This window comes from Steroidobacter agaridevorans, assembly GCF_009932555.1.
GTDB lineage: Bacteria > Pseudomonadota > Gammaproteobacteria > Steroidobacterales > Steroidobacteraceae > Steroidobacter > Steroidobacter agaridevorans.
On the sequence record NZ_BLJO01000011.1, the window covers coordinates 186,644 to 207,480 of the forward strand.

Annotated in this window: 13 protein-coding genes; 5 read left to right on the top strand and 8 right to left on the bottom strand. The window is 62.8% G+C overall.

The genetic code is table 11. The features are described from left to right. Positions 1–43 precede the first annotated feature (43 nt). The gene (locus tag GYH35_RS32190; RefSeq protein ID WP_161815636.1) at positions 44–463 is read right to left on the bottom strand and encodes a VOC family protein; all 420 of its coding nucleotides are present in this window, start codon (positions 461–463) and stop codon (positions 44–46) included. Between the two features lie 120 nt (positions 464–583). Between GYH35_RS32190 and GYH35_RS32195 the strand changes: the two genes are divergently transcribed. Together GYH35_RS32195 and GYH35_RS35290 are read left to right on the top strand one after the other, a co-directional pair. Then, on the top strand, positions 584–1,921 hold the full coding sequence (locus GYH35_RS32195; RefSeq protein ID WP_161815637.1) for a hypothetical protein: 1,338 nt from the start codon (positions 584–586) through the stop codon (positions 1,919–1,921). A gap of 138 nt (positions 1,922–2,059) precedes the next feature. After that, positions 2,060–3,787 (top strand): methyl-accepting chemotaxis protein, encoded by a 1,728-nt coding sequence (locus tag GYH35_RS35290; RefSeq protein ID WP_161830505.1) that lies wholly within the window; start codon positions 2,060–2,062, stop codon positions 3,785–3,787. Positions 3,788–3,996: 209 nt separating this feature from the next. On the opposite strand, the gene gnd is transcribed toward GYH35_RS35290, so the two are convergent. From gnd to GYH35_RS32220, 4 genes are all read right to left on the bottom strand, one after another. Continuing rightward, the gene (gene gnd / locus GYH35_RS32205; RefSeq protein ID WP_161815639.1) at positions 3,997–5,451 is read right to left on the bottom strand and encodes a decarboxylating NADP(+)-dependent phosphogluconate dehydrogenase; all 1,455 of its coding nucleotides are present in this window, start codon (positions 5,449–5,451) and stop codon (positions 3,997–3,999) included. A gap of 83 nt (positions 5,452–5,534) precedes the next feature. After that, positions 5,535–7,976 carry a hypothetical protein gene (locus tag GYH35_RS32210; RefSeq protein WP_161830506.1) on the bottom strand — a complete coding sequence of 814 codons (2,442 nt, stop codon included), beginning with the start codon at positions 7,974–7,976 and terminating at the stop codon, positions 5,535–5,537. Next, positions 7,973–10,033, bottom strand: coding sequence for a M13 family metallopeptidase (locus GYH35_RS32215; protein WP_161830507.1), 2,061 nt, complete (start codon positions 10,031–10,033; stop codon positions 7,973–7,975). Before GYH35_RS32215 ends, GYH35_RS32210 begins: the two co-directional genes overlap by 4 nt. A gap of 30 nt (positions 10,034–10,063) precedes the next feature. Beyond that, entirely contained in the window at positions 10,064–11,812 is a 1,749-nt protein-coding gene (locus GYH35_RS32220) for a homoserine dehydrogenase (RefSeq protein WP_161830508.1), read from the bottom strand. A gap of 274 nt (positions 11,813–12,086) precedes the next feature. On the opposite strand from GYH35_RS32220, the gene GYH35_RS32225 reads away from it, so the two are divergent. Together GYH35_RS32225 and GYH35_RS32230 are read left to right on the top strand one after the other, a co-directional pair. Continuing rightward, positions 12,087–13,259: an AAA family ATPase gene (locus GYH35_RS32225; protein ID WP_161815643.1), complete on the top strand. Its 1,173-nt coding sequence runs from the start codon at positions 12,087–12,089 to the stop codon at positions 13,257–13,259. A 123-nt stretch (positions 13,260–13,382) separates the two neighbouring features. Beyond that, a complete protein-coding gene (locus tag GYH35_RS32230) occupies positions 13,383–13,589 on the top strand; it encodes a CsbD family protein (protein WP_161815696.1) in 207 nt (68 codons plus the stop codon). 54 nt (positions 13,590–13,643) lie between these two features. Here GYH35_RS32230 and GYH35_RS32235 read toward each other — a convergent pair whose 3' ends face one another. Together GYH35_RS32235 and GYH35_RS32240 are read right to left on the bottom strand one after the other, a co-directional pair. Beyond that, the gene (locus GYH35_RS32235) at positions 13,644–15,179 is read right to left on the bottom strand and encodes a M48 family metallopeptidase (protein WP_161815644.1); all 1,536 of its coding nucleotides are present in this window, start codon (positions 15,177–15,179) and stop codon (positions 13,644–13,646) included. Positions 15,180–15,495: 316 nt separating this feature from the next. Beyond that, entirely contained in the window at positions 15,496–16,044 is a 549-nt protein-coding gene (locus GYH35_RS32240) for an RcnB family protein (protein WP_161815645.1), read from the bottom strand. Between the two features lie 168 nt (positions 16,045–16,212). Between GYH35_RS32240 and GYH35_RS32245 the strand changes: the two genes are divergently transcribed. Continuing rightward, positions 16,213–17,808 carry a glucan biosynthesis protein gene (locus GYH35_RS32245; RefSeq protein WP_161815646.1) on the top strand — a complete coding sequence of 532 codons (1,596 nt, stop codon included), beginning with the start codon at positions 16,213–16,215 and terminating at the stop codon, positions 17,806–17,808. Positions 17,809–17,848: 40 nt separating this feature from the next. Here the strand turns inward: GYH35_RS32245 and GYH35_RS32250 are convergent, their stop codons facing one another. Next, positions 17,849–20,725: a TonB-dependent receptor gene (locus GYH35_RS32250; RefSeq protein WP_202624927.1), complete on the bottom strand. Its 2,877-nt coding sequence runs from the start codon at positions 20,723–20,725 to the stop codon at positions 17,849–17,851. Positions 20,726–20,837: the final 112 nt, after the last annotated feature.

Consider the following 20,837-nt stretch of genomic DNA (forward strand, 5'->3'; position numbering starts at 1 on the left):
GAACGGACTCCTTGGAGCATGCAATCTTGGCCGGACGCGGATTCTACCACTCGCCGGTGTTGCCCATGGACTTCCAGGGCTCGCGCGGCTCGAGCGAGCCGCCCCGCTGCAACAGCTCGACCGAGATATTGTCAGGTGAGCGCACGAACGCCATGCGGCCGTCGCGCGGCGGACGGTTGATGGTCACGCCATGATCGATCAGGCGCTGGCAGGCCGCGTAGATGTCGTCGACTTCATACGCCAGATGACCGAAAGCACGCCCGATCCCGTAGTTTTCCGGGTCCCAGTTGTAGGTCAGCTCGACCTGGGCGTGCTCGTCGCCAGGCGCCGCCAGGAACACCAGGGTGAAGCGCCCCTTCTCGTTATCGATGCGGCGGATTTCGCGCAATCCCAGCGCCTCGCAGTAAAAGCGCAGGGAAGCGGTCAGATCCGTGACGCGCACCATAGTGTGCAGATACCTCATGGGCGATACCCTCGAGCGACGAACAAGACTGGGCATGATAAACGGACCTGCGGGCCCACAAGGAACTCCGGCAATGCGATTGCGTTGATTTCCCCGAGGCTACCGGCAAAAACAGGACATATGGGTGCGGATGCGCCAAGACTCAATGCAGTTCCACAGCGGTGGTTATCGCCCCTGGCGATAGCGCTGGCGCTGTTGTGGCTCCTGATCCGGAGCACCCCGGCCCTCGCGCAAACGCCCGAGCCCGGCGCCGAGCCGCCGCCCCCGCAGGATGAACCTGTTCAGCCCGAACCCGATATCCCAGACGACGCGCCGGAGCAACCCGAGCAGCCGGGCGACAAGCCCGAGCCCAACGAGCAGGATGTGAATCAAGGTCCGTTGCGCGACCCGGTCCTGCAACAGGACGAAGCCGAGCCGGCCACGCTGGAACGCGAGCCGCACACCGAAGATCCCGCAGCCGCAGGGCCGCCGCAAGATAAAAAAGACGAAACGGGGCCGATGGAGATCTGCGCACAGCCGCCCGCGGGCGATGTCGGCGTCCTACAGCGCGTGCGTCGCAGCCTCACGGTCGGTGCCTGCGCATCGTCCGCGTGGCTCGATGGTTTGTTCGGCAATCAGATCTACCGCGACGAATATCACGCAACCTACGGCACCGTGACGACCGGCCTGCTGTGGAGCGAGTACGACGGCTTCGATCCACGACTGCGCTTCCGGGCGCGCCTGCAATTGCCGCAATGGGACGAACGCATCTCCGCATTCGCCGGCCGCGTCGGCGAAGAGGATTACATCAGCGACACCGAAGGCGACTTCGACGCGTTGCCGACCCGTCAGTTCGGCACGCTCGAAGACGAAAGCGTGCTGGTCGGCTTGGGATATTCCAGCCCCGAGCGCACCGGCAACGATTTCGATGCAGGCGTCGGTGTTCGCATCGACCTGCCGCTCGACCCTTATGCGCGCGCTCGATATGAAATCGTGCGGTCCTTCGCCGAGCGATATGTCTTCAGCGCGCGCGAGACCGTGTTCTGGCAGAACACCGAAGGCTTCGGCACGACCACGCGCATCAATCTCGATCGCGTGATCTCCGATCGTTTCCTGCTGCGTTGGAGCAACCTCGGCAAGTTCACCGAGGAGACGATCGGCCTGGAGTGGTACTCGCAATTGACTTTGTTTCAAAGCGTCGGCCAGCGCACCGGCCTCGCGTGGCAGGCGCAGGTCGAAGGCGAGACCGACAACGAAGTCCAGATGACGCGCACGGCCGCACGCCTGATCATGCGCCGTCAACTCACGCCCGAGTGGCTGATCCTCGAGCTACGCGGCGGCGTTTCCTGGCCACGCCGGAAGCTCAGCGAAGAACGTGAACCCAGTCCCGAAATCGGCATCGCCATCGAAATGCAATTCGGTCAGAAGCGCGATCGGCTGCGCCCGCCGCCGCCCAGCCAGCCGATGATTAAGCAATAGTCCTACGCAGCCGCGCTCATCGACCGATGAGGCCCGGCCTGAATTCGCAAAACTCGCATTCAGATGGTGCATAGCGCGCCGATGCGAGCCATGTAGCGCCACGTTTCGTGGCGACGAATTCATGTCGAGGTATCGAAAATGAGTATGTCCCACCTCAGCGTCAAGGCGCGTCTGATGATGACGCTAAGCGTGCTGGCGCTGGCCATGTTCGGCGTCGGCCTGCTGGGTCTGAACAGCCTGCAGCAGTCCAACGCCCGAATGGATGAAATGTACGGCAATCAGTTTCAGTCGGCCGCGCTGTTGAACAAGATCGGCGCGCTACGCCGTGACAACATTCGCGCGCTCGACGTCGCGCTGATGATGGGGACCGCGGAGTCGCTCGCGGATTATCGCAACCGGCAGGACCAGAACACCCAGATCATCGACGCGAGCTGGACGAAATACACGACGCTGCCGGCGGGCCAGGAAGAACTCAGCCTGGCGGCGACTTTGCAGAAGCAGACCGAAGAGTACCGCGCGGCCCGCGACGCGGTCGTAGCGAAGATCCAGGCCGGCGCGATCGATGAAGCACGCCGCTTGCGTACGCATGAGCTACGCCCCGCCATCCAGGGATTGATCGACGCCACCGACAAACTGGCCGACTTCCAGGACCAGGTGGCCAGCAAGAGCAACGAGGCGAACGCGGCCGCTTACAGCAGAGCCACGATGATTTCGTGGGCGTCGATGCTGATTGCGGGCGCGATCGCCGCCGTGCTCGGCATGATGTTGATCCGCTCGATGATGAGCTCGCTGAACACGGCGGTGAGCACCGCCGAGCAGATCGCCAGCGGCAAGCTCGGCAACCGGATCGAAATCACGGGCACCGATGAATTCGCCCGCCTGTTGCGCGCCATGCAGGACATGGACAACAAGCTGAACGACATCGTGGGCTCGGTGCGACTTGGCGCCGACTCGGTCGGCTCGGCTGCGCGCCAGATCTCCAGTGGCAACGACGATCTCAGCCAGCGCACGCAGGAACAAGCTTCCGCGCTCGAAGAGACTGCCTCGTCCATGGAAGAAATGACGGCGACCGTGAAGCAGAACGCCGATAACGCCCGTCAGGCGACCCAGCTCGCCGTGGGTGCGCGCGAGCAGGCCGATCGCGGCGGTTCCGTAGTAAGCCGCGCAGTCGGCGCGATGAGCGAGATCAGCGACTCCAGCAAGCGCATTGCCGACATCATCGACGTGATCGATGAGATCGCGTTCCAGACAAACCTGCTCGCGCTGAACGCTGCAGTGGAAGCGGCGCGCGCCGGCGAACAGGGCCGCGGCTTCGCGGTCGTTGCGAGCGAAGTGCGCAACCTCGCACAGCGCAGCGCCACCGCTGCCAAGGAGATCAAAGATCTGATCAACGACTCGGTCGCCAAGGTCCAGGCCGGCACGCAGCTGGTGGACGAATCGGGTAAATCGCTCACCGAAATCGTTGCCAGCGTCAAACGCGTCGCCGACATCGTGGCGGAAATTTCGGCGGCCAGCGAAGAGCAGGCCAGCGGCATCGATCAGGTGAACACCGCGATCACGCAGATGGACACGACGACGCAGCAGAATGCGGCGCTGGTCGAAGAAGCGGCGGCTGCGAGCAAGACGATGGAACAACAGGCGCAGGCGCTGGTTGAGAAGGTGTCGTTCTTCTCGAACACGAACGGCAGCGGCTACCAGTCTGCGGCGCCGGTTTCGTTCACGTCGAATGTTTCTTCCGCTCCGCGCGCGACCGTGCGCCCGATGCCGACGCGCAAGGCTGCGAAGCCGATCAGCCGCCGTCCGACTGCGGCCGCGGCGCCCATGGCCAAAGCGAGCGGCGACGATTCGAGCTGGCAGGAGTTCTAAGAAACAAAAACGGACGCCGCGGAGTCAAAGCTCACCGTCACGAGCTTTGTGGTCCGCGGCGCGCCGACACCCAGCAGATCCGTTGCCGGCGGTGTTCTCCTTCAACTGTCACACTGGGAGGAGTGACACCGCCACCCTGTCCGATCGGCGGGCGATATTCAACACATATCGCCCGCCGTATTTTTTTCGATGACTGGGAAGCAACGACACTAAGCGCTATAGGAACGCGATGTCGTAGCACCGCCGTGCCCGGTCCAATCCGTATGGAAGAACTGGCCGCGCGGCTGATCGATGCGCTCGTAGGTGTGCGCGCCGAAGAAATCCCGCTGGGCTTGCAACAGGTTCGCCGGCAACCGCTCCGCGCGATAGCCGTCGAAATACGACAAAGCGGCACTCATGCAGGGCACTGGAATGCCACTCTGAACCGCCGCGACGATGGCTCGCCGCCAGCCGGCCTGGCGGGTCGACACCGCATCCCGGAAGAAAGGATCCAGCAGCAGGTTGACCAGCTGCGGATCGCGCTGGAAAGCTTTCTTGATGTCGCCCAGGAATGCCGAGCGAATGATGCAGCCCGCGCGCCAGACCAGCGCGATGCCGCCGTAGTTCAGATTCCACTGATAGGTCTTCGCAGCCGCGCGCATCAGCTGATAACCCTGCGCGTAGCTGATGATCTTCGAGGCGTACAGCGCCTGGCGAAGATCGTCGATGAGCTGCTTGCGCTCGCCTTTGAACTCGCTCACCACCGGCTTGAGTTGCTTGGACGCATTGACGCGCTCTTCCTTCGCCGCCGATAGCGCGCGAGCAAACACGGCCTCGCCGATGAGCGTGAGCGGAGTGCCTTCATCGAGCGACTCGATCACGGTCCACTTGCCCGTGCCCTTCTGGCCGGCCGCATCGAGGATCTTGTCGACAGTCGCTTCGCCGTTCTTGTCGACGAAGCCGAGGATGTCGCGCGTGATCTCGATCAGATAACTGTCCAGCTCGGCGCTATTCCATTCGGCGAACACGTCGCGCATCTCGGCATTGCTCATGCCCAACACGCGCTTCATCACATCGTAGGTTTCGCAGATCAGCTGGATGTCGCCGTACTCGATGCCGTTGTGGACCATCTTCACGAAATGGCCGGCGCCGTTCTCGCCCATCCAGTCGCAACACGGCTCGCCGTCCGGAGTGCGCGCGGCGATCGCTTGAAAAATCGGTTTGATGTGCGGCCACGCGGCGGCGCTGCCGCCGGGCATCAGTGAAGGCCCATGCAATGCGCCCTCCTCACCGCCCGACACGCCGGAGCCGACGAACAACATGCCGCTTTCTTCAACACGCTTGGTGCGACGGATCGTGTCCGTGAACAGGCTGTTGCCGCCATCGATGAGAATGTCGCCGCGCTCCAGCAGCGGCAGCAGCTGATCGATCAATTGATCGACGGCCGCGCCGGCCTTCACCAGCATCACGATCTTGCGCGGCTTTTGCAAAGACCCGACGAATTCCTTCAAGTCATGCGTGCCAATGAAGCGCTTGCCCTTGGCGCGCCCCTGGATGAAATCGTCGACCCGTGCAGTGGTGCGATTGAAGACCGCGACGCGAAAGCCGCGACTCTCCATGTTGAGCGCCAGGTTCTCGCCCATCACCGCGAGGCCGATCAAACCGACGTCTGCAAACTCACTCATACCTACCTCCAATCGCTGCGCCGGTTATACGAGACTTGGTAGCGCAACGCCAGGAATGGACGTGCGTACTTTGATTCACCAATTCACGATCCAGACGCGGGTGTACCCCGGACATCCAGTCGCAACACCTGGGTCGTCAGTCGCAACGGACGCAGCGGCTGATTGCGAGCGTCGCCCGTGGCCTGCCAATCGCTGAACGGCGCCGCGCGCTCGTCGGCTTCGCTGTCCGGATCGATGATGTCCATCACCCCTACCAGGTCGTAACCAAAGGGCGCCGCCGCGCCAACCTGAAAGCTCACCTTCTGATTCCAGCGCGCACCGGTCTTGCGCGCCGTGTTCTCACCGGCGACGGTGCCGTTGCCGAAGCGAGGATGCGTCACGATCTGTGTGTACTCGAATGCCGTTCCGGGAGCGGTGGCATCGACGACGACCCGCCACAACCCGGCGCGCGGTGTCGGAACCACCAGGGTTTTTGTTACAGGTCGCGTAAAGACTTCACTGCCCCACAACTTGCACGCGCCGCTGGCGCAGTCATACAAATAAAGGCCGATGCGGGCCCGCCCGTCGGGCGGAGACGCCGCGACTCGCAACGTCGTGCTGCCGGGCTCGACTTCGATATTGTAGGCACGCATGCCGCTCGCCCCGCCAACATCCTTCAGCATGCGACGCGCACCGACCTCGGTGACGATCTCGCTCCGCTGCAGAGGCGCGTAGATATTGTTCAGCCAGAACGTGGTCGAGTTGACGCCCGGCACCTTGTCGTCCAGTTGCGAATCGACATAGCGAATGGATGCAGCGACGCTCACGTCTTTCGCCCCGGCAGCGGTCGGCAGCACGGTGACTTCATACACGCCGGGCGGTGGATACGGCACGAGCAACACCGCCGGCTGATTCGGCGCAATGATCTTCGATGGCAACTGATCGAGCTCGCCGCCGGTGAGCCTCAGTCGCATCTGCCCGCCACCGACGCCCGCATCCAGCCGCAGCGAGGCGATATTCGGCGCCACCTCCAGGAAATATCGTTTGACGCTCGCGCCGGGCAGCGATGGCTCGCGATGCTCGACCCGGTAGTTGTTCGCCGCCGTGAACGGCTTCGCCGCGACGATCGTGGTCATGAGCGCGTGCACCGGCAACCCGCTCGCCTTATCGATCAGATACAACTGCGCGCTGTGAACGCCGACTTCCGCCGCCGAAATCTCGAGCGGGATTTCGACAGCCTGATTGAATGGCAGCGACACCTCTTCGTGGGTCGTCTTGAACGTGCCGTCGTTGCCTTGCCACTGCAGCGAATAAGTCAGCGGCGTGTCCGCGCCGCTCTGACGAAGCAAAGTGATGTTGCGCGTGTCCTTCTGGCGCGCCAGCCACCCTTCGCGTTCATACAAACCTTGTCCGACGCCGGGCTCTGGCAGGAAACGCGACAGATATGTCTTTACCGGCGCGCGCGTTTGGATATCGGGCAAATCCAACTTCCGATCGCGCAACTGCTTCAGCAGCTCCAACGCGCGTGCGGTATCGATGACCCCGAAGCCCTGCTCATGCGTTTGCAGACCGTCGACTCGCCGCGCACTCATACGAAGCGCCCAAGCGATATGACGCGCATCGGCAGGAAGGCTCTCGGCTCGCGCGGCGGCGATCAGCGCTTCGGCCTCGCTCGCCGCGTTTGCAAAGTCACCCGGCGAAAGGACATCGGGCTTCAACGCGCCATCCGCAGCTGGGCCGAGCGAGGCGGTCACCGGAACACGATTGTCTGCAACCTCGCCAACAGAGATCACGCGTCGCCCGCTCGACGCGCCAGTCACACTTTCGACACCGCCAAACGCGCCGGCGGCAAATAACAGCGGCGTGCTGTGAACTTCGAAAGCGCGGTTGGCCATGAGCGCGAACAGATCGAGACCGCCGCCCGGCAAGCGCCCGCCGTCATCATCGCGCGCCAGAACTTTGTTTTCATTGCTGACCGCGGCAGTCAGTAACGATTCGATCTGGATGGAGAGTGAAGCAGAGGGAGAGCCGACGTCGTTGCCGAGCAAGGTGTCGGTGGACTGGCTGGGAGTTGGAGGCGGGGACGAGCCGCTCAAAGGATAGCGGACCCGATCGCGATCGTTGGCGTACAGGCCATGCGCACCGCCACCGTCGAGATGGGCCATCAGCACATTGGGTAACGCACCGACGTCGGCGAAGCGATCCAACGCGAGCCTCACTCGCAGATAGCCGACCTCGTCGAAGCGTGTCTGAATATCGCCGCCGAGCGCGACGATCGCGGCCGCCACGTCCTTGGTCTTGCCGACCTCGGTGGCCACCATGACCATGGCCTCGGTGTCGCCCTTGGCCGTGGCGTTGGCGAGCAGCAGGCGATCGTGCAGGTCGGGGCTCGCCGCTTTCCAGGAAGACAGCGACAACCCTTGTTTGCTGAGCGGCGGAGGCGCCGGCGGCGGTTCGGGAGGCGCTTTACTGCAGGCGGCCAGCGCGGCGATGCCTAGCATCGCCGCGGGCCAGGCCCGGCGCATCCACGCCGGGCGCAACCTCACCAGATCTTCACTCGCTGCTCCGGCGCCAGGAACAACTTCTCGCCAGGCTTCACGTCGAATGCGGCATACCATTCGTCCATGTTACGCACGGCGCCGTTGACTCGGAAATACGGCGGAGCGTGCGGATCCGACAGCACCTGCGCCCGCAGCGCCTCGTCGCGGATCTTGGTTCGCCACACCTGCGCCCAGGACAGGAAGAAGCGCTGGTCGCCCGTCAGGCCGCCGAGCACCGGCGCCTGCTTGCCTTGCAACGAGTTGTGATACGCCTCGTAGGCCATGTTCAGGCCGCCGAGGTCGCCGATGTTCTCGCCGAGCGAGGTGGCGCCGTTGACCTTCAGGCCGGGCAGCGCGTCGAACCCTGAGTACTGCTCGACCAGCACCTTGGTCTTGGCGCCGAACGCCTCGGCATCGGCCTTGGTCCACCAGTCGGTCAGGCTGCCGTCCGGCGCGTACTTGCGGCCTTGATCGTCGAAGCCGTGGCCGATCTCGTGTCCGATGACGGCGCCGATACCGCCATAGTTCACCGCGTCGTCCGCGGCCGGATCGAAGAACGGCGGCTGCAGGATGGCGGCCGGGAACACGATCTCGTTGTTGAGCGGGTTGTAATAGGCGTTGATGTCGGTGACGTTCATGAACCACTCGTCGCGATCGACGGGCCGATCCAGCCGCGCGACCTGCCGGTGCCAATCCCAGATCGACGCACGACGCACGTTGCCGATGACATCGTCACGCTTCACTTCCAGCGCCGAGTAGTCCTTCCACTTGTCGGGATAACCGATCTTCGCCACGAACGTGTTGAGCTTCTCCTCGGCGCGCTGGCGCGTCTCCGGGCTCATCCAGCTCAAAGTGGCCAGTCGTTCCTTCAGCGCGGCGCGCAGGTTGGCGACCAGCACTTCCATCTTGGCCTTGGAATCGGGCGGGAAATATTCCTTGACGTAAACCTGGCCGACCAGCTCGCCGAGCGCGTCGCTGGTTATGGCGACGCCGCGCTTCCAACGCTCACGCTGCTGCGGCTGACCGCGCAGCTGCTGGCCGTAGAACGCGAAGTTGGCTTGATCAAAGCGCTTCGGCAGGAACGGCGAATTCGTGCGCAGCATATGGAACGTGAGGTAATCCTTCAGCGTGTCCACCGAGGTCTTGTCGACAACCTTGGCGCTGTCACGGATCGCGGTGAGCGGACCGAGCACGAAGTTTTCACGAGCGCCGACATCGGACGCATCGAAGAAGGCCTGCCACTCGAAGCCCGGCGCATAAGCAAGCAGCTGAGCTTTGGTGCGCGGGTTGTAGGTCGCCTCGGCGTCGCGACGCTTTTCCAGCGGCCATTGCACTTTGGCCAGCGCCGTTTCGAATTCCATGATGCCGCGCGCCTTCTTCGCCGCATCCTGCACGCCGCCGAGCGTCAACATCTGCTCGATGAATGCCAGGTACTTGGCGCGATGCTCTTTGAGCTTGGCGTCGTCTTTCAGATAGTAATCGCGATCCGGCAGACCCAGCCCGCTCTGCCCGATGTCGATCGAATAGCGGCTGGGGTTCTTGCTATCCGGCGAGATGCCGACGCCGAACGCGGACATGAAGCCCGGCAAGCCGAACAACGTCGCGATGTCTTTCTTGGTCTTCGCGGCCTGGATGCGCGCGAGATCCGCTTCGATGGGCTGGAGTCCCCGCGCCTCGATGCCAGCCTCGTCCATGTAGCTCGCGAAGTAATCGCCGACCTTCTGCTCCGGCGTGCCGGCGGCCGGATTGGCCTGCGCAGCCTGCTCGATCAGCTTCTTGACCCGCTCTTCGGCCAGATCGTTGAGCTTGTGGAACGGGCCGTAGGAAGAGCGGTCCGGCGGAATCTCGAAGGTGTCGTACCACTTGCCGCTGGCGAACGCGAAGAAGTCGTCGCCAGGCTTGATCTGAGGATTGCCGGCGGTCAGGTCCAAGCCGAATTCTCCCAGCTCAACCTTGGGCGCGGCCGGAGCATCGGCGTTGGCGTCGGCCACCGGCTTCGGCTCCTGTTTGGCACAGCCGGAGCTCAGCGCCAGCGCCACGATCAGCAGCAATGATTTTTTCATGCCCTTCCAGATTCCTGTCAGTGTTATCCATCATGCATTCACCACCGCGGGCTGCACCTGCTCGTCCGCTACAGCGATGCGTCCATCCCGCAAGTATTCATGGACATCGCCCAGGATGGAAAGTGCGGTCGGCCAGCGGCCCGCGCCCTTCCCCGCCAGACGCACTATCTGGCCGTTTCCTGCCACGATCTCGACCCGATTCTGTTCGGCACGCGCCCCTGCCAGGAAATCGCTCGCCGGCAGCTCATGCAGTTTTACTACACCCCGGACGTGCCCTTCACTTCGCTCGCAGGCGCCGACCAGCTTCAGGCTCAGTCCTTCCTCGCGCACCAATGACGCCTGGCTGGCCGTCACTCCTACGATGCCGCGCACATTGAGCTCGAAGTGCGAGGCCTCGCCGAACGCCGCCCGCGCGATCAATTCCAGTTTGCGCGCAGCATCCAGTCCCACCAGGTCGTCATGCGGATCGGCTTCGGCAAAACCGTTGGCCTGCGCATGCGCGAGCGCGGTGTCGAAGTCTATCCGCTGCTCCAGGGCGTCGAGTATGAAGTTGCACGTACCGTTGAGGATGGCGCGCACCTGCACGACGCCAGCATGACGGGCCAACGCGCTCACTGTTTCGAGCACCGGCACGGCGCCGCCGACGGCAGCTCCGAATTTCAGGAGCGGCTGTTTGCCCGTCGCGAAACGCGCCAGCTTTTCCCACCAGCGGGACGCAATCAACGCTTTGTTTGCTGTGACCACCGCTCGACCGCGCAACAGCGCCGCATGCACGATCTCGCCGGCCGGCTCGAGGCCACCGATAGTCTCAATGACCAGATCTGCGGGCTGCGTGACGGCATCCCAAGGGTCGATCGACAACAGCGACTTGGGCGCTTCCAGATTGGCTTCGTCGAGCCGGCGCGGCTTGTCCAGATCCCTGACGACGATGCGCACGACCTGAAACAAATCCGGCCGGCGGAGCAAATGTGCATACACACCGAGCCCGACCGTTCCCAGGCCGAGCAGTACGACGCGCACCGGCTGGATGTTTTCGTGCAGAACGGTCGCAATCTCGTCCGGGCCATGATCGACCAGCGTGGACAAGTTCGAGCCGACACACGCGACTTCGAACGATTGCCCATGCGACTGCGCGAACTGCAGCGCACGCGGTTGAATGATCCGTCCGCCGATCTCCAGCGCCGTGCGCCAGCTCAAGCGATTGAAACGTTGCGCGTGATTCTCGACGACCGCCGGATCGCTTTCATACACACCGTCGACGTCTTTCAACAAGCGACAGCGCGCTTCCAGATTTTTGGCAAGGAACAACGCCGTGAGATCCGAGCCGCCGCGACCGAGCAAGACTGTACGCCCTTGAATGTCGTGCGCGATGAAACCGGGCACGACCAGCACCGCATGATCGCGCAGATGGTCGTGGAGATAACTGGCATTCAATGAAACCGGCGTGGACTCGTGCGGTTCACCATGCGCGCGCAGCCCCGCTTCCCGGGCATCGACGTAACGCGCCGACACACCGTTGGCGATCAACGCCGCAGCCAACTTTGTGCCGGACTCTTCTTCGCCGCCTGCGACCCACGCGGCCTGCTCATGCAAATCGTTCGTGACAGCGCGCGTCTGCGCAAAGCGCTGATCCGTGACGCCCGCAAACGCCGAGACGACAGCGATCACTCGCCGGCCAGCGCGCCACTCGCGGTAGATCTCATCGATCGCCTGCGGCAGATCCGCTTCGGTCTGTAACACCGAGCTGCCGAATTTGAGCACGACAATGGAAGGATTCACGCCATTCTCCAGCCTGTTCCGTTGGTCAAAGCGTCGACGAGCGCTGGCGGGAAAGAGACGGCGACCGGAGGTCCGGGGTCGGCGAGCAGGCATAAAAAAACCCGCTCGCCAAAGCTCAAGCAGGGTTTGCTTCGCTTTAGCCGTATTTCTTACGCGCCCGCAAGCTGAACTCAAATCGGCGCAAGGGCGAACGCTAAAGGCTCCGGGCGGGGCCTGTCAAGAATGCACTGGTCCGCTGCGCATCAATATGCCAGTCTGCCCGGCGAGGGACCTTATGTTGACCACGCTGGCCATCGCCAACTACCGCTCGCTGCGCTCCGTCATCGTGCCCCTGACCGAACTGAATATCGTCAGCGGCGAGAACGGCACCGGGAAATCGAATCTGTATCGCACGCTGCGGCTGCTCGCCGATGCCGCGCAGGGCAATGTCATTGCCTCGCTGGCTCGCGAAGGTGGATTGCCGTCGACGCTGTGGGCCGGGCCGGAAACGGTTGCCGCTTCGGTGAAGCGTGGCGAACATCCAGTGCAAGGGGGGCCACGGCGTGAGCCGGTGAGCTTGCGGCTGGGGTTCGCATCCGATGCCTTCAGCTACAGCATCGATCTCGGCATGCACAGCAACCCCAAGAACGACCCGTCCATGTTCGCGCTCGATCCGGAGATCAAGCGTGAATGTATCTGGTCAGGCCCCGTGTTCCGGCCATCGTCGCTGCTCGTCGATCGCCGCGGCCCTGTCGTGCGCACACGCGATGCTCACGGCGAATGGCGCATCATCGCTTCGAGCCTCGCGACGTTCGACAGCATGCTGACGCAAGTTCTCGATGCCGAACGCGCGCCCGAAATTCTCACGGTCCGCGAGCAGATCCGCTCCTGGCGCTTCTACGATCACCTGCGCACCGACGCCGACTCGCCCATTCGCCAGCCGCAACTCGGCACGCGGACCCCTGTGCTGAGTCACAACGGTCACGACCTCGCGGCCGCGTTGCAAACGATTCGTGAGATCGGCGACGTGGGGCAATTGAACCAAGCCGTCGCCGACGCCTTCCCGGGCGCGTCGATCGACATCGGTCAGGTTGGCAATGCCTTCACGGTGGAATTCCACCAGCACGGTTTGTTACGTCCGTTGAGTGCCGCCGAGCTCTCGGACGGAACGCTGCGATATTTGCTGTGGATCGCCGCACTCCTCACGCCGCGTCCACCGCAACTCATGGTGTTGAACGAGCCCGAAACCAGCTTGCATCCCGATCTGCTGCCCGCACTCGCCCGCCTGATTTCTGCCGCGAGCCAGTCGACGCAACTGTGGGTCGTCTCCCACTCCGCTCGCCTGCTCTCCGCGCTTCAACAAGACGGACGCTGCAACGCCATCCAACTCAGCAAGGATTTCGGCGAGACCGTCGTGCAGGAACAAGGCCTGCTCGATCGCCCGTCCTGGCATTGGCCCGAGCGCTGACTCGAGCGTCCGCAAATATCCCACAGTTGACGCAGTTGAACTTTGCGAGGTCACGGGTCGTTATTACGGCGCGCGGCGCATCAGTGCGGCGCGGACCAGTTGATACCGGAGACTATCATGGGCATGAACAGAGACATTGCAGGCGGCAACTTCAAGCAGCTGAAGGGCAAGATCAAAGAGCAGTGGGGCAAGCTCACGGACGACGAGATCGATCAGATGGAAGGCCACGCCGAGATTCTCGCCGGCAAGCTGCAAGAACGTTATGGGCTGGAGCGTGCCGATGCGGAACGCCAGGCGCGCGACTTCCAGACTCGCAACAATTGGCAGTAACCGTTTGGCGTAATGCGTCGACGCTTCGACCGCCGTGGTCGAGGCGCGACGCTGTCAATCGGTGAGCGAGTCCCGCATATGACGCGGGTTCTCGTATAGATCCTGCGCCTTGCCCCAGAAACGTTTCGCTTCTTTCTCCCGACCCCGGCGCATCAAGTAGACATAGCCGGCGCGACCCGCCTCGTCGGTCAGCTCCAGATCCTGCTCGATCGCGAGCAGCAGATGTTTCAGGCCGCGGTCGTCGTTACGATCCAGCAGCATCCGGCCCATCAACAGATGCGCCTTGGGGTACTCACCCTCCCGCGACAGGATCTGCTCGAGCGTCTCCATCGCCTCCATGTCCCGGTCGATCTCGAGCAGCAGCAGGACTTTTTCCCAAACCTCCTTGTCGTTGAGCGCCGCGTTCTCGGCATCCTCGAGCAACGTGAGCTTGGCCTTGGCTTCGGCGATTTCGGTGTGACGCTTGCGCCACTTCGGCGCCGTGTCCTGCTGCCATTCATCGTCGAAGAACTTCACCAGCGACGGCGTCGCCGGATTGAACAACGTCAATGCCGAACGTTCCGTGTCGTGCACCGGCGTGGCCGGCTCGATATCGAGTGCCGCCAGGCGCTCGGCGAGACTGGGATGGGTGTCGTCGTCGGCGGCATAGCGCCGCAGGCTTTGTTGTAACCAATCCGGCCGCGCCCACTGCTGCTCCGCTGCTTTGAACGCCCGCGGCATCAGGGCGTGCGGCTTGTAAGGTGGATCCGGCTGTCGCTCGACTTGATCGTACAAACGTTTCCAGAACACTTCGGACAGAAATCGCCCGGCCAGCTCCAGCTTGGTCAGCGCAGCGGCGATTGCAGCGGGGCTGGTAACGTTCGCGGCCGCGCGATCCGCAACGTATTCGTGATTGCGCGCGAGCACGAAGCTGTATGCATAAAAGTACGGCGCGTACCAACCATAGAACGCGCCGAGGATCTGGTCGAAGATCCCCACGGGATTGCTGAACTTCGATTCCAGCGCATGCCACGTGACACGCTGGCGATAGATCCACGCGCCGAACTTGCCATGCGCCTGCGACAAGTGCCCCATTTCGTGCGCGATCACCGCCTTCAGCTCATCGATGGTGAGCACCATCGCGAGCGGCAAGCCGATCTCCAGATGATTGCGATAGTTGCCGAAGATGCCCCAGCTCGGCGTCTGCACGATGCATGCGTTGAACTCGGCGCTGACGGACACGGAATCGACTCGCACGCCGCCGATCTTCGCGGCGACTTCATCGATGGCCTCGAACAGGCGAGGAGTTTCTTCGCGAGTGACACGCAATCCCGCGGGCTCGGCGATGCGTACCCACAGCGCGCGGATCATTCCAACCAATGTGACGAGGCCGACGGCGCAGGCGACCACGAGCGGCGCACGGAAACGCTCGCCCGAGAGCAAAGGACTGAAGGTGTACCAGAAGGTGACGAGGATGATGACGGCGAGAAGGAAAATCGACGCGTAGCCCAGCGCTGCGAGCGCGCCGACTTTCATCGCATAAAACTGCGGATTGTCGTCGGCCTGGCGTTCCAGGCGCCCGATCAGGGCCGAGAACTCATGTCTTTCCATAATCTGTCGCCAACGGCGGTGAACCGAGGCGAGGTTACGGAATTCGGTCACGTTTGCCGCGTGACGCGGTTCTCATTATTGCTTTATGTGTTTCAGCGGGCGGAAGACCCACCCCCTGCCCCCTCCCGTGTACGGGAGGGGGAAACTATTCTTATTTTTCCTCCTGCGGAGGGCCCGGAACATCCGATCTGTCGCCAAATTCTCTTGAAGCGAAATCTCCGGGAGAAAAAACTCTTTTTTTAAAAATTGAGTTCCCCCTCCCGTTCACGGGAGGGGGTTAGGGGGTGGGTCTTCCGGCGCGATGAGCCACACCGCGTTAGTAGAACAATCCGTTGACGACGCTCACCACCAATCCACTCGCGACCGCCGCAAGCACCACATCATTGTTCACCCGCACCCAATGATGCCCCCGCGGGGGCGCGTGCAAGTGATAGCGACCGTAGTCGCTCACGATGTACCGGCTCTCGCAATAAGAGCGCGGCAGGTACTCGCCATGTCGCCAAGAGCGGACATAGTAGCCACGCGGGGCGATGTAGCGGCCTCGGTCGTAGCGACGCTGGTCCGTGCGGCCGTTCCAGTAGCCGGCGCGATACGCATCCCGGCGGTCGTAGCGGGCGTGGTCACGACGATAGTCCCGGCGATCCCAATCGCGTCGATCATGGTCGCGACGGTCCCAGTCGCGGCGGTCATGATCGCGGCGATCCCAGTCCTTGCGGTCGTCGCGGTGGCCGCGATAGTCGCGCCGATCCTTGCCGTGGTCGTCGTAGCGACGCTCGTGACGGCCGCGATCGTTGTCCGCATACGCCGTGGCCGCCGTGCCCATCAGCATCGACACCGTAACCGCAGCAGCAAACAGGGTCTTCATCGCGATCTCCTCGTAACACCGGCAGTGCCGGGTTGGGAGACACTATTGACCAGCCCATCTGATCGGAAGCTGAACGACCCACCATAAATTATTGTCAGCTTGCGTTCAGCTGGTACTCTTCGGGCGCCTCAGACGTTGAGCCTTTCTCGTCAGCCACTTGGACCACTCATGATCCGACGCCGCGACTTTCTGCAATCCGCCGCCCTGCTATCCACGCTGTCTGCCTCAGGCATTGTCTCCGCCGCCGAACAGGCCTTCCGCGGGCCCGCCCGCCCCTTCGATTACGCCGTGCTGAAAGGCCAGGCGCGTGCGCTGGCGAGCAAAGCGTATGCGCCGCCGAGCAAGCTGGCGCCGAGGGCGCTGCAAGAGCTGGGCTACGACGAGTATCAATCGATCCGCTTCAAGCGCGAAGACGCGCTGTGGGCCGATGTCGAAGGCAACTTCCGTTTGGAATTTTTTCACATGGGCCGCGGCTTCAAGGAGCCGGTGCGCATGCACGAGATCGTCGACGGTCAGGCGCGCGAGATTCTGTACCGCCCCGAGCTGTTCGACCTGAGTCGCAGCGGCATCACTCCTCGGTCGCTGCCGAAGGATCTGTCGTGGGCCGGCTTCCGTATTCACACCGCCACCGATTGGGAAAGAGACGTGGCGTCCTTCCTCGGCGCGAGTTACTTCCGTAGCGTCGGCAACGATACGAGACAGTTCGGCTTGTCAGCCCGCGGCCTGGCGATCGACACGGCGCTCGATCCCGAGGAGTTTCCGCGCTTCTCCGAATATTATTTCGAGCGCCCGTCGCCGGACGCGCGCACATTGGTGATCTATGGGTTGATGGATTCGCCCAGCGTCGCCGGCGCCTATCGATTCGCACTGACGCCGGGCGCCCCGCAGATCGTCGAAGTGGATGCCGCAATCTATCCGCGCAAAGCGATTCGACGTCTCGGCATCGCGCCGCTCACCAGCATGTACCAGGTCGGCGAGAACGATCGCCGCATGGGCTACGACTGGCGGCCGGAGATTCACGATTCGGACGGCCTGTCGATGTATCGGGGCAATGGCGAATGGCTGTGGCGCCCGATCAGCAATCCGCCGCTGCTGCGGTTCAATTCGTATTTCGACGAGAACCCGCGCGGCTTCGGGTTGCTGCAGCGGGATCGCGACTTCAACAACTACCAGGACGACGGCGTGTTCTACGAGCGCCGCCCGAGCTTGTGGATCGAGCCGAAGTCGCCCTGGGGCAAGGGCTCGGTGCAGCTCACGGAAATTCCCACCGTGGATGAAACGTTCGACAACATCGTCGCGTTCTGGAACCCGGCAACGCCCATCCGCGGGGGTGAGGAGCTGCTGTACAGCTATCGCATGTATTGGGGCACGCAGATGCCGGTGTCTTCAAACCTCGCCGAAGCGGTCGCGACGCGCACCGGCCTCGGTGGTGTGGTGGGACAGCGGCGCCGATATTTCTCGTGGCGCTTTGCCATCGACTTCAAAGGCGGCGAGCTCGCAACGTTGCCCGAGCGAGCGAAGGTCGAGCCGGTCATCACCGTGTCGCGAGGCGAAGTCGAGATCACTTCGGCGCGCCCGCTCAAGGAGATCGGCGGCTATCGAGCGATGTTCGATGTAAAACTGCCCGACGAGAGCATGGACCCGGTGGACATCCGCCTGTTCCTGCGCATCGGCCACACCGTACTCACGGAGGTTTGGACCTATCAGTGGTCGCCGCCGGCGATGAAGGATCGCTTGCTTATGCTGCAGCAAGCTGGCCACTAAACCTGAAGGGGCCTCCAACTGGAGGCCCCTTCTTCTTGGATCAGAACGAATAACGGAAGCCCGTCTTACCCGTCCACGAGTACTCTTCATACTGCAGCAGTCGCTTGCGGCCGCCCAGGTTCTGATACGCCACGTACGGCTCGTCGCCGAGGTTCACGAACTCGGCGAACACCTGGAACTGCGGTGTCACGCGATACTTCGCGCTGAGATCGAACTGGATGTGATCTTCGACGAAACGATCTTGTTCGGGATCGTCGCCCAGCTCGTCGAGATATTTGTCTCGAAACGCCGCCGTCAGCCGCAAGCTCAGCGGCCCCTTCTCGTAGCCCAGCGACGCGTTGAACGTATTCTCCGCCGACGCCGGCAGCGAGATGGTCCGATCGCCAATCTCACCTTCCGCGTCCGTGTACGTGTAGTTGAAGCCGACGATCACCCCATCGAGCACGCCTGGCAGGAAGCTCAGGGCCTGCTGATAGCTCAGCTCGAAGCCCTTCACCTTGGCTTCATCGCCATTCTGCGGGATCGTCGCTTCGCTGAACTCGACGCCGAGGAACTCCGAATCCTCGAACACCACGTTGACGATGAAGTCCTCGATGCGCTTGTAGAACACACCCGCCTGCAGCACGCCGCTGTTGCCCAGGTACCATTCCGCGGACACATCGACGTTCCAGGCGTCGTAGGGTTTCAGCTCGGGATTGCCGAACTCACCCTCACGCAACACCACTTCCTCGCCGTTGTCGTCCTCGTCGGTCGTCTGCTCGACAACGAAGCGCGGCGCGAGCTGGCCGATCTGCGGACGCACGAGGCTGCGATACACGCCTGCGCGCAACAACACATCCTCGGCAGCCTGATAGCGAACATTCAGGCTCGGCAGCACATCCGTGTAGTCGCGTTCGAACCGGGTCGGCGTGACATTGACGTCGGTATCGTCCTCGCCTTCCACCATCTCGACGGCGTTCGCGCGAATGTCATTGCGCGTCTGCTCGACGCGCACGCCACCGATGAGTCGCAGCGGGCCCCGATCGAGTCGCCCGAGCACGTAGCCTGCGTAGATATCCTCGTCCACGCTGTAGTAGGCGATGTTCGATTCAAACGCCGTATCCACATCGTTCAACTCGAAGTCGGCGATGTTGCTATCGATGAAATCACGCACGGCGGGCCCGCTGGGCACCGGGCCGATGCCGGCCAGACCGTAGCTGGGCGAGCCCGCCACGTCGGCGAGCGTGAAGTCGCCATCGAAGCCGTCGAAGATGTCGGCCTGTTTGTCGTAGGTCTTCTCGCGCAGCCGGCCCTTGGCGCCGAACTGGAACGTGAACTGACCGTTGCTCAATGCAAAGTCGCGCGCGATATCGAAGCGCGCCGCGAACTCCTCATCTTCAGCCAGGCTGAAAGTAGTGCGCTCGATCTTGTCGAACTCGAACTCAGCGGGATCGCTGAACGCCGCGACGTTGTTGCCGCTCAGCGTGTAGCGCGGCAGGCGCCAGTCGCTGTAGTCGAAGCTCACATCGAGTTCGTCATCGCCATCGAACTCGCGCTGGAAATCGACCGGATCGAGCGAGCCGGCCTCGCGCTCCCTGGCGGCCGACCAGGAACCGTTGTACTTCAGCGTCCACGCACCGGCGAACGTTTCGCCGCCGAGATTGAGCGACGTAATGGTCTGCTTCTCGAAGCGATCCTTGATGTCGCGAACCGCCTGGATCTCGCCATCCGCATCCGAGAAGTTGGCCGTGTTCGCCTCGCCACTGTTCGGATCTTCGTCCATCTCGAAAATCAAGCGGCCGCGATATTCCTGATCCTCGAACTCGCTGCGCAGGAAGCGCGCATACAAGGTCGTGGTGTCGCTGGCGCGAAAATCGAGTGACAGCGAGCCACCGAGACGGGTCCGCTCCACATCGTAGTCGCGATACTCGACGGTTTCTGCAAACGCCACGTCGTCATCGCTGAGCTTCCAGCCGTCCATCTCGATGTTGTCGGTCGAGAACTCGCGCTTGTAATAGGACAAGCCGCCGGCGATGCCGAGACGGTCGTTGATCGTCGTGGAAAAATCCAGGCTGCCTTTCGGCGACCACTCGTTGTTCATATCGTTGAACGAGCCCTCGCCCGAGAACGACAGGAATGGCTCGTTGCGATCGAAGGCGCTGGTGGTGTTGATCTCGATGGACGCACCGATGGTGTCGGCATCCATGTCGGGCGTCAGCGACTTCTTGATCTCGATGGATTCGATCAGCTCGGCGGGAATCACGTCGAGCGCGACGGAGCGCACATCCGATTCAGGCGCCGGCACGCGCGCGCCATTGATGGAGGCGGCGTTCAGATCCGGCGACAAGCCGCGCACGGCGACGAAACGACCTTCGCCCTGATCGTTCAGCACATTGATGCCAGCGACCCGGCGCAACGATTCTGCGGCGTTCTGATCGGGAAACTGACCGATGCCGTCGCGGCTGAGCACGCTTTCGACACCATCGGCGGCACGCTGACGAGACAAGGCGCTCGCCAGGCTGGCGCGCTGACCGACGACCAGCACGTTGTCGATATAGCCGCCGTCGGCGCGAGCGGCGCGAGCGGCGCCGAGCAGGATGTCTTCGCTGCGCGTATCGCCGGCAACGTTAACTTTTATTTCGACCGGATCGGCGCCGACATACTGCGTGCGCAATGTGTACGAGCCGTCGGGAATATCGCTGAAACGAAACGAGCCATCGTTGCCGGTCTGCGCGCGACGTTGCAACTCGACGATTTCAACCTCGGCGCTCTGCAACGACTTGACGCCGGAAGCATCGCTCACGCGACCGGACAAAGAGCCCGCCAGCGCCGCCGACGTCACACACGAGCCGGCCACGACCAGGGCCGTCAAGCTCACCGGTGTGGACCAAATACCACGGCCATCTCTGCGCCAATCCGCGCCTTTGTTAATTTTCACGACATTGCTCCCCGATCTGTAGCGGCGATTCGCGGGAGGCTTTATGAAGCGCAGTCGTGACGGTTTCGTTGCACGCAGATGACGGTGCCGAGAAGCGACACCTGGCGACCGG

Excerpts from the sequence above, each read along its gene's own strand:
- GYH35_RS32190 (WP_161815636.1), bottom strand. The coding sequence starts at position 463 with ATGAGGTATCTGCACACTATGGTGCGCGTCACGGATCTGACCGCTTCC.
- GYH35_RS32195 (WP_161815637.1), top strand. The coding sequence starts at position 584 with ATGGGTGCGGATGCGCCAAGACTCAATGCAGTTCCACAGCGGTGGTTA.
- GYH35_RS35290 (WP_161830505.1), top strand. The coding sequence starts at position 2,060 with ATGAGTATGTCCCACCTCAGCGTCAAGGCGCGTCTGATGATGACGCTA.
- gnd (WP_161815639.1), bottom strand. The coding sequence starts at position 5,451 with ATGAGTGAGTTTGCAGACGTCGGTTTGATCGGCCTCGCGGTGATGGGC.
- GYH35_RS32215 (WP_161830507.1), bottom strand. The coding sequence starts at position 10,033 with ATGAAAAAATCATTGCTGCTGATCGTGGCGCTGGCGCTGAGCTCCGGC.
- GYH35_RS32225 (WP_161815643.1), top strand. The coding sequence starts at position 12,087 with ATGTTGACCACGCTGGCCATCGCCAACTACCGCTCGCTGCGCTCCGTC.
- GYH35_RS32230 (WP_161815696.1), top strand. The coding sequence starts at position 13,383 with ATGAACAGAGACATTGCAGGCGGCAACTTCAAGCAGCTGAAGGGCAAG.
- GYH35_RS32235 (WP_161815644.1), bottom strand. The coding sequence starts at position 15,179 with ATGGAAAGACATGAGTTCTCGGCCCTGATCGGGCGCCTGGAACGCCAG.
- GYH35_RS32240 (WP_161815645.1), bottom strand. The coding sequence starts at position 16,044 with ATGAAGACCCTGTTTGCTGCTGCGGTTACGGTGTCGATGCTGATGGGC.
- GYH35_RS32245 (WP_161815646.1), top strand. The coding sequence starts at position 16,213 with ATGATCCGACGCCGCGACTTTCTGCAATCCGCCGCCCTGCTATCCACG.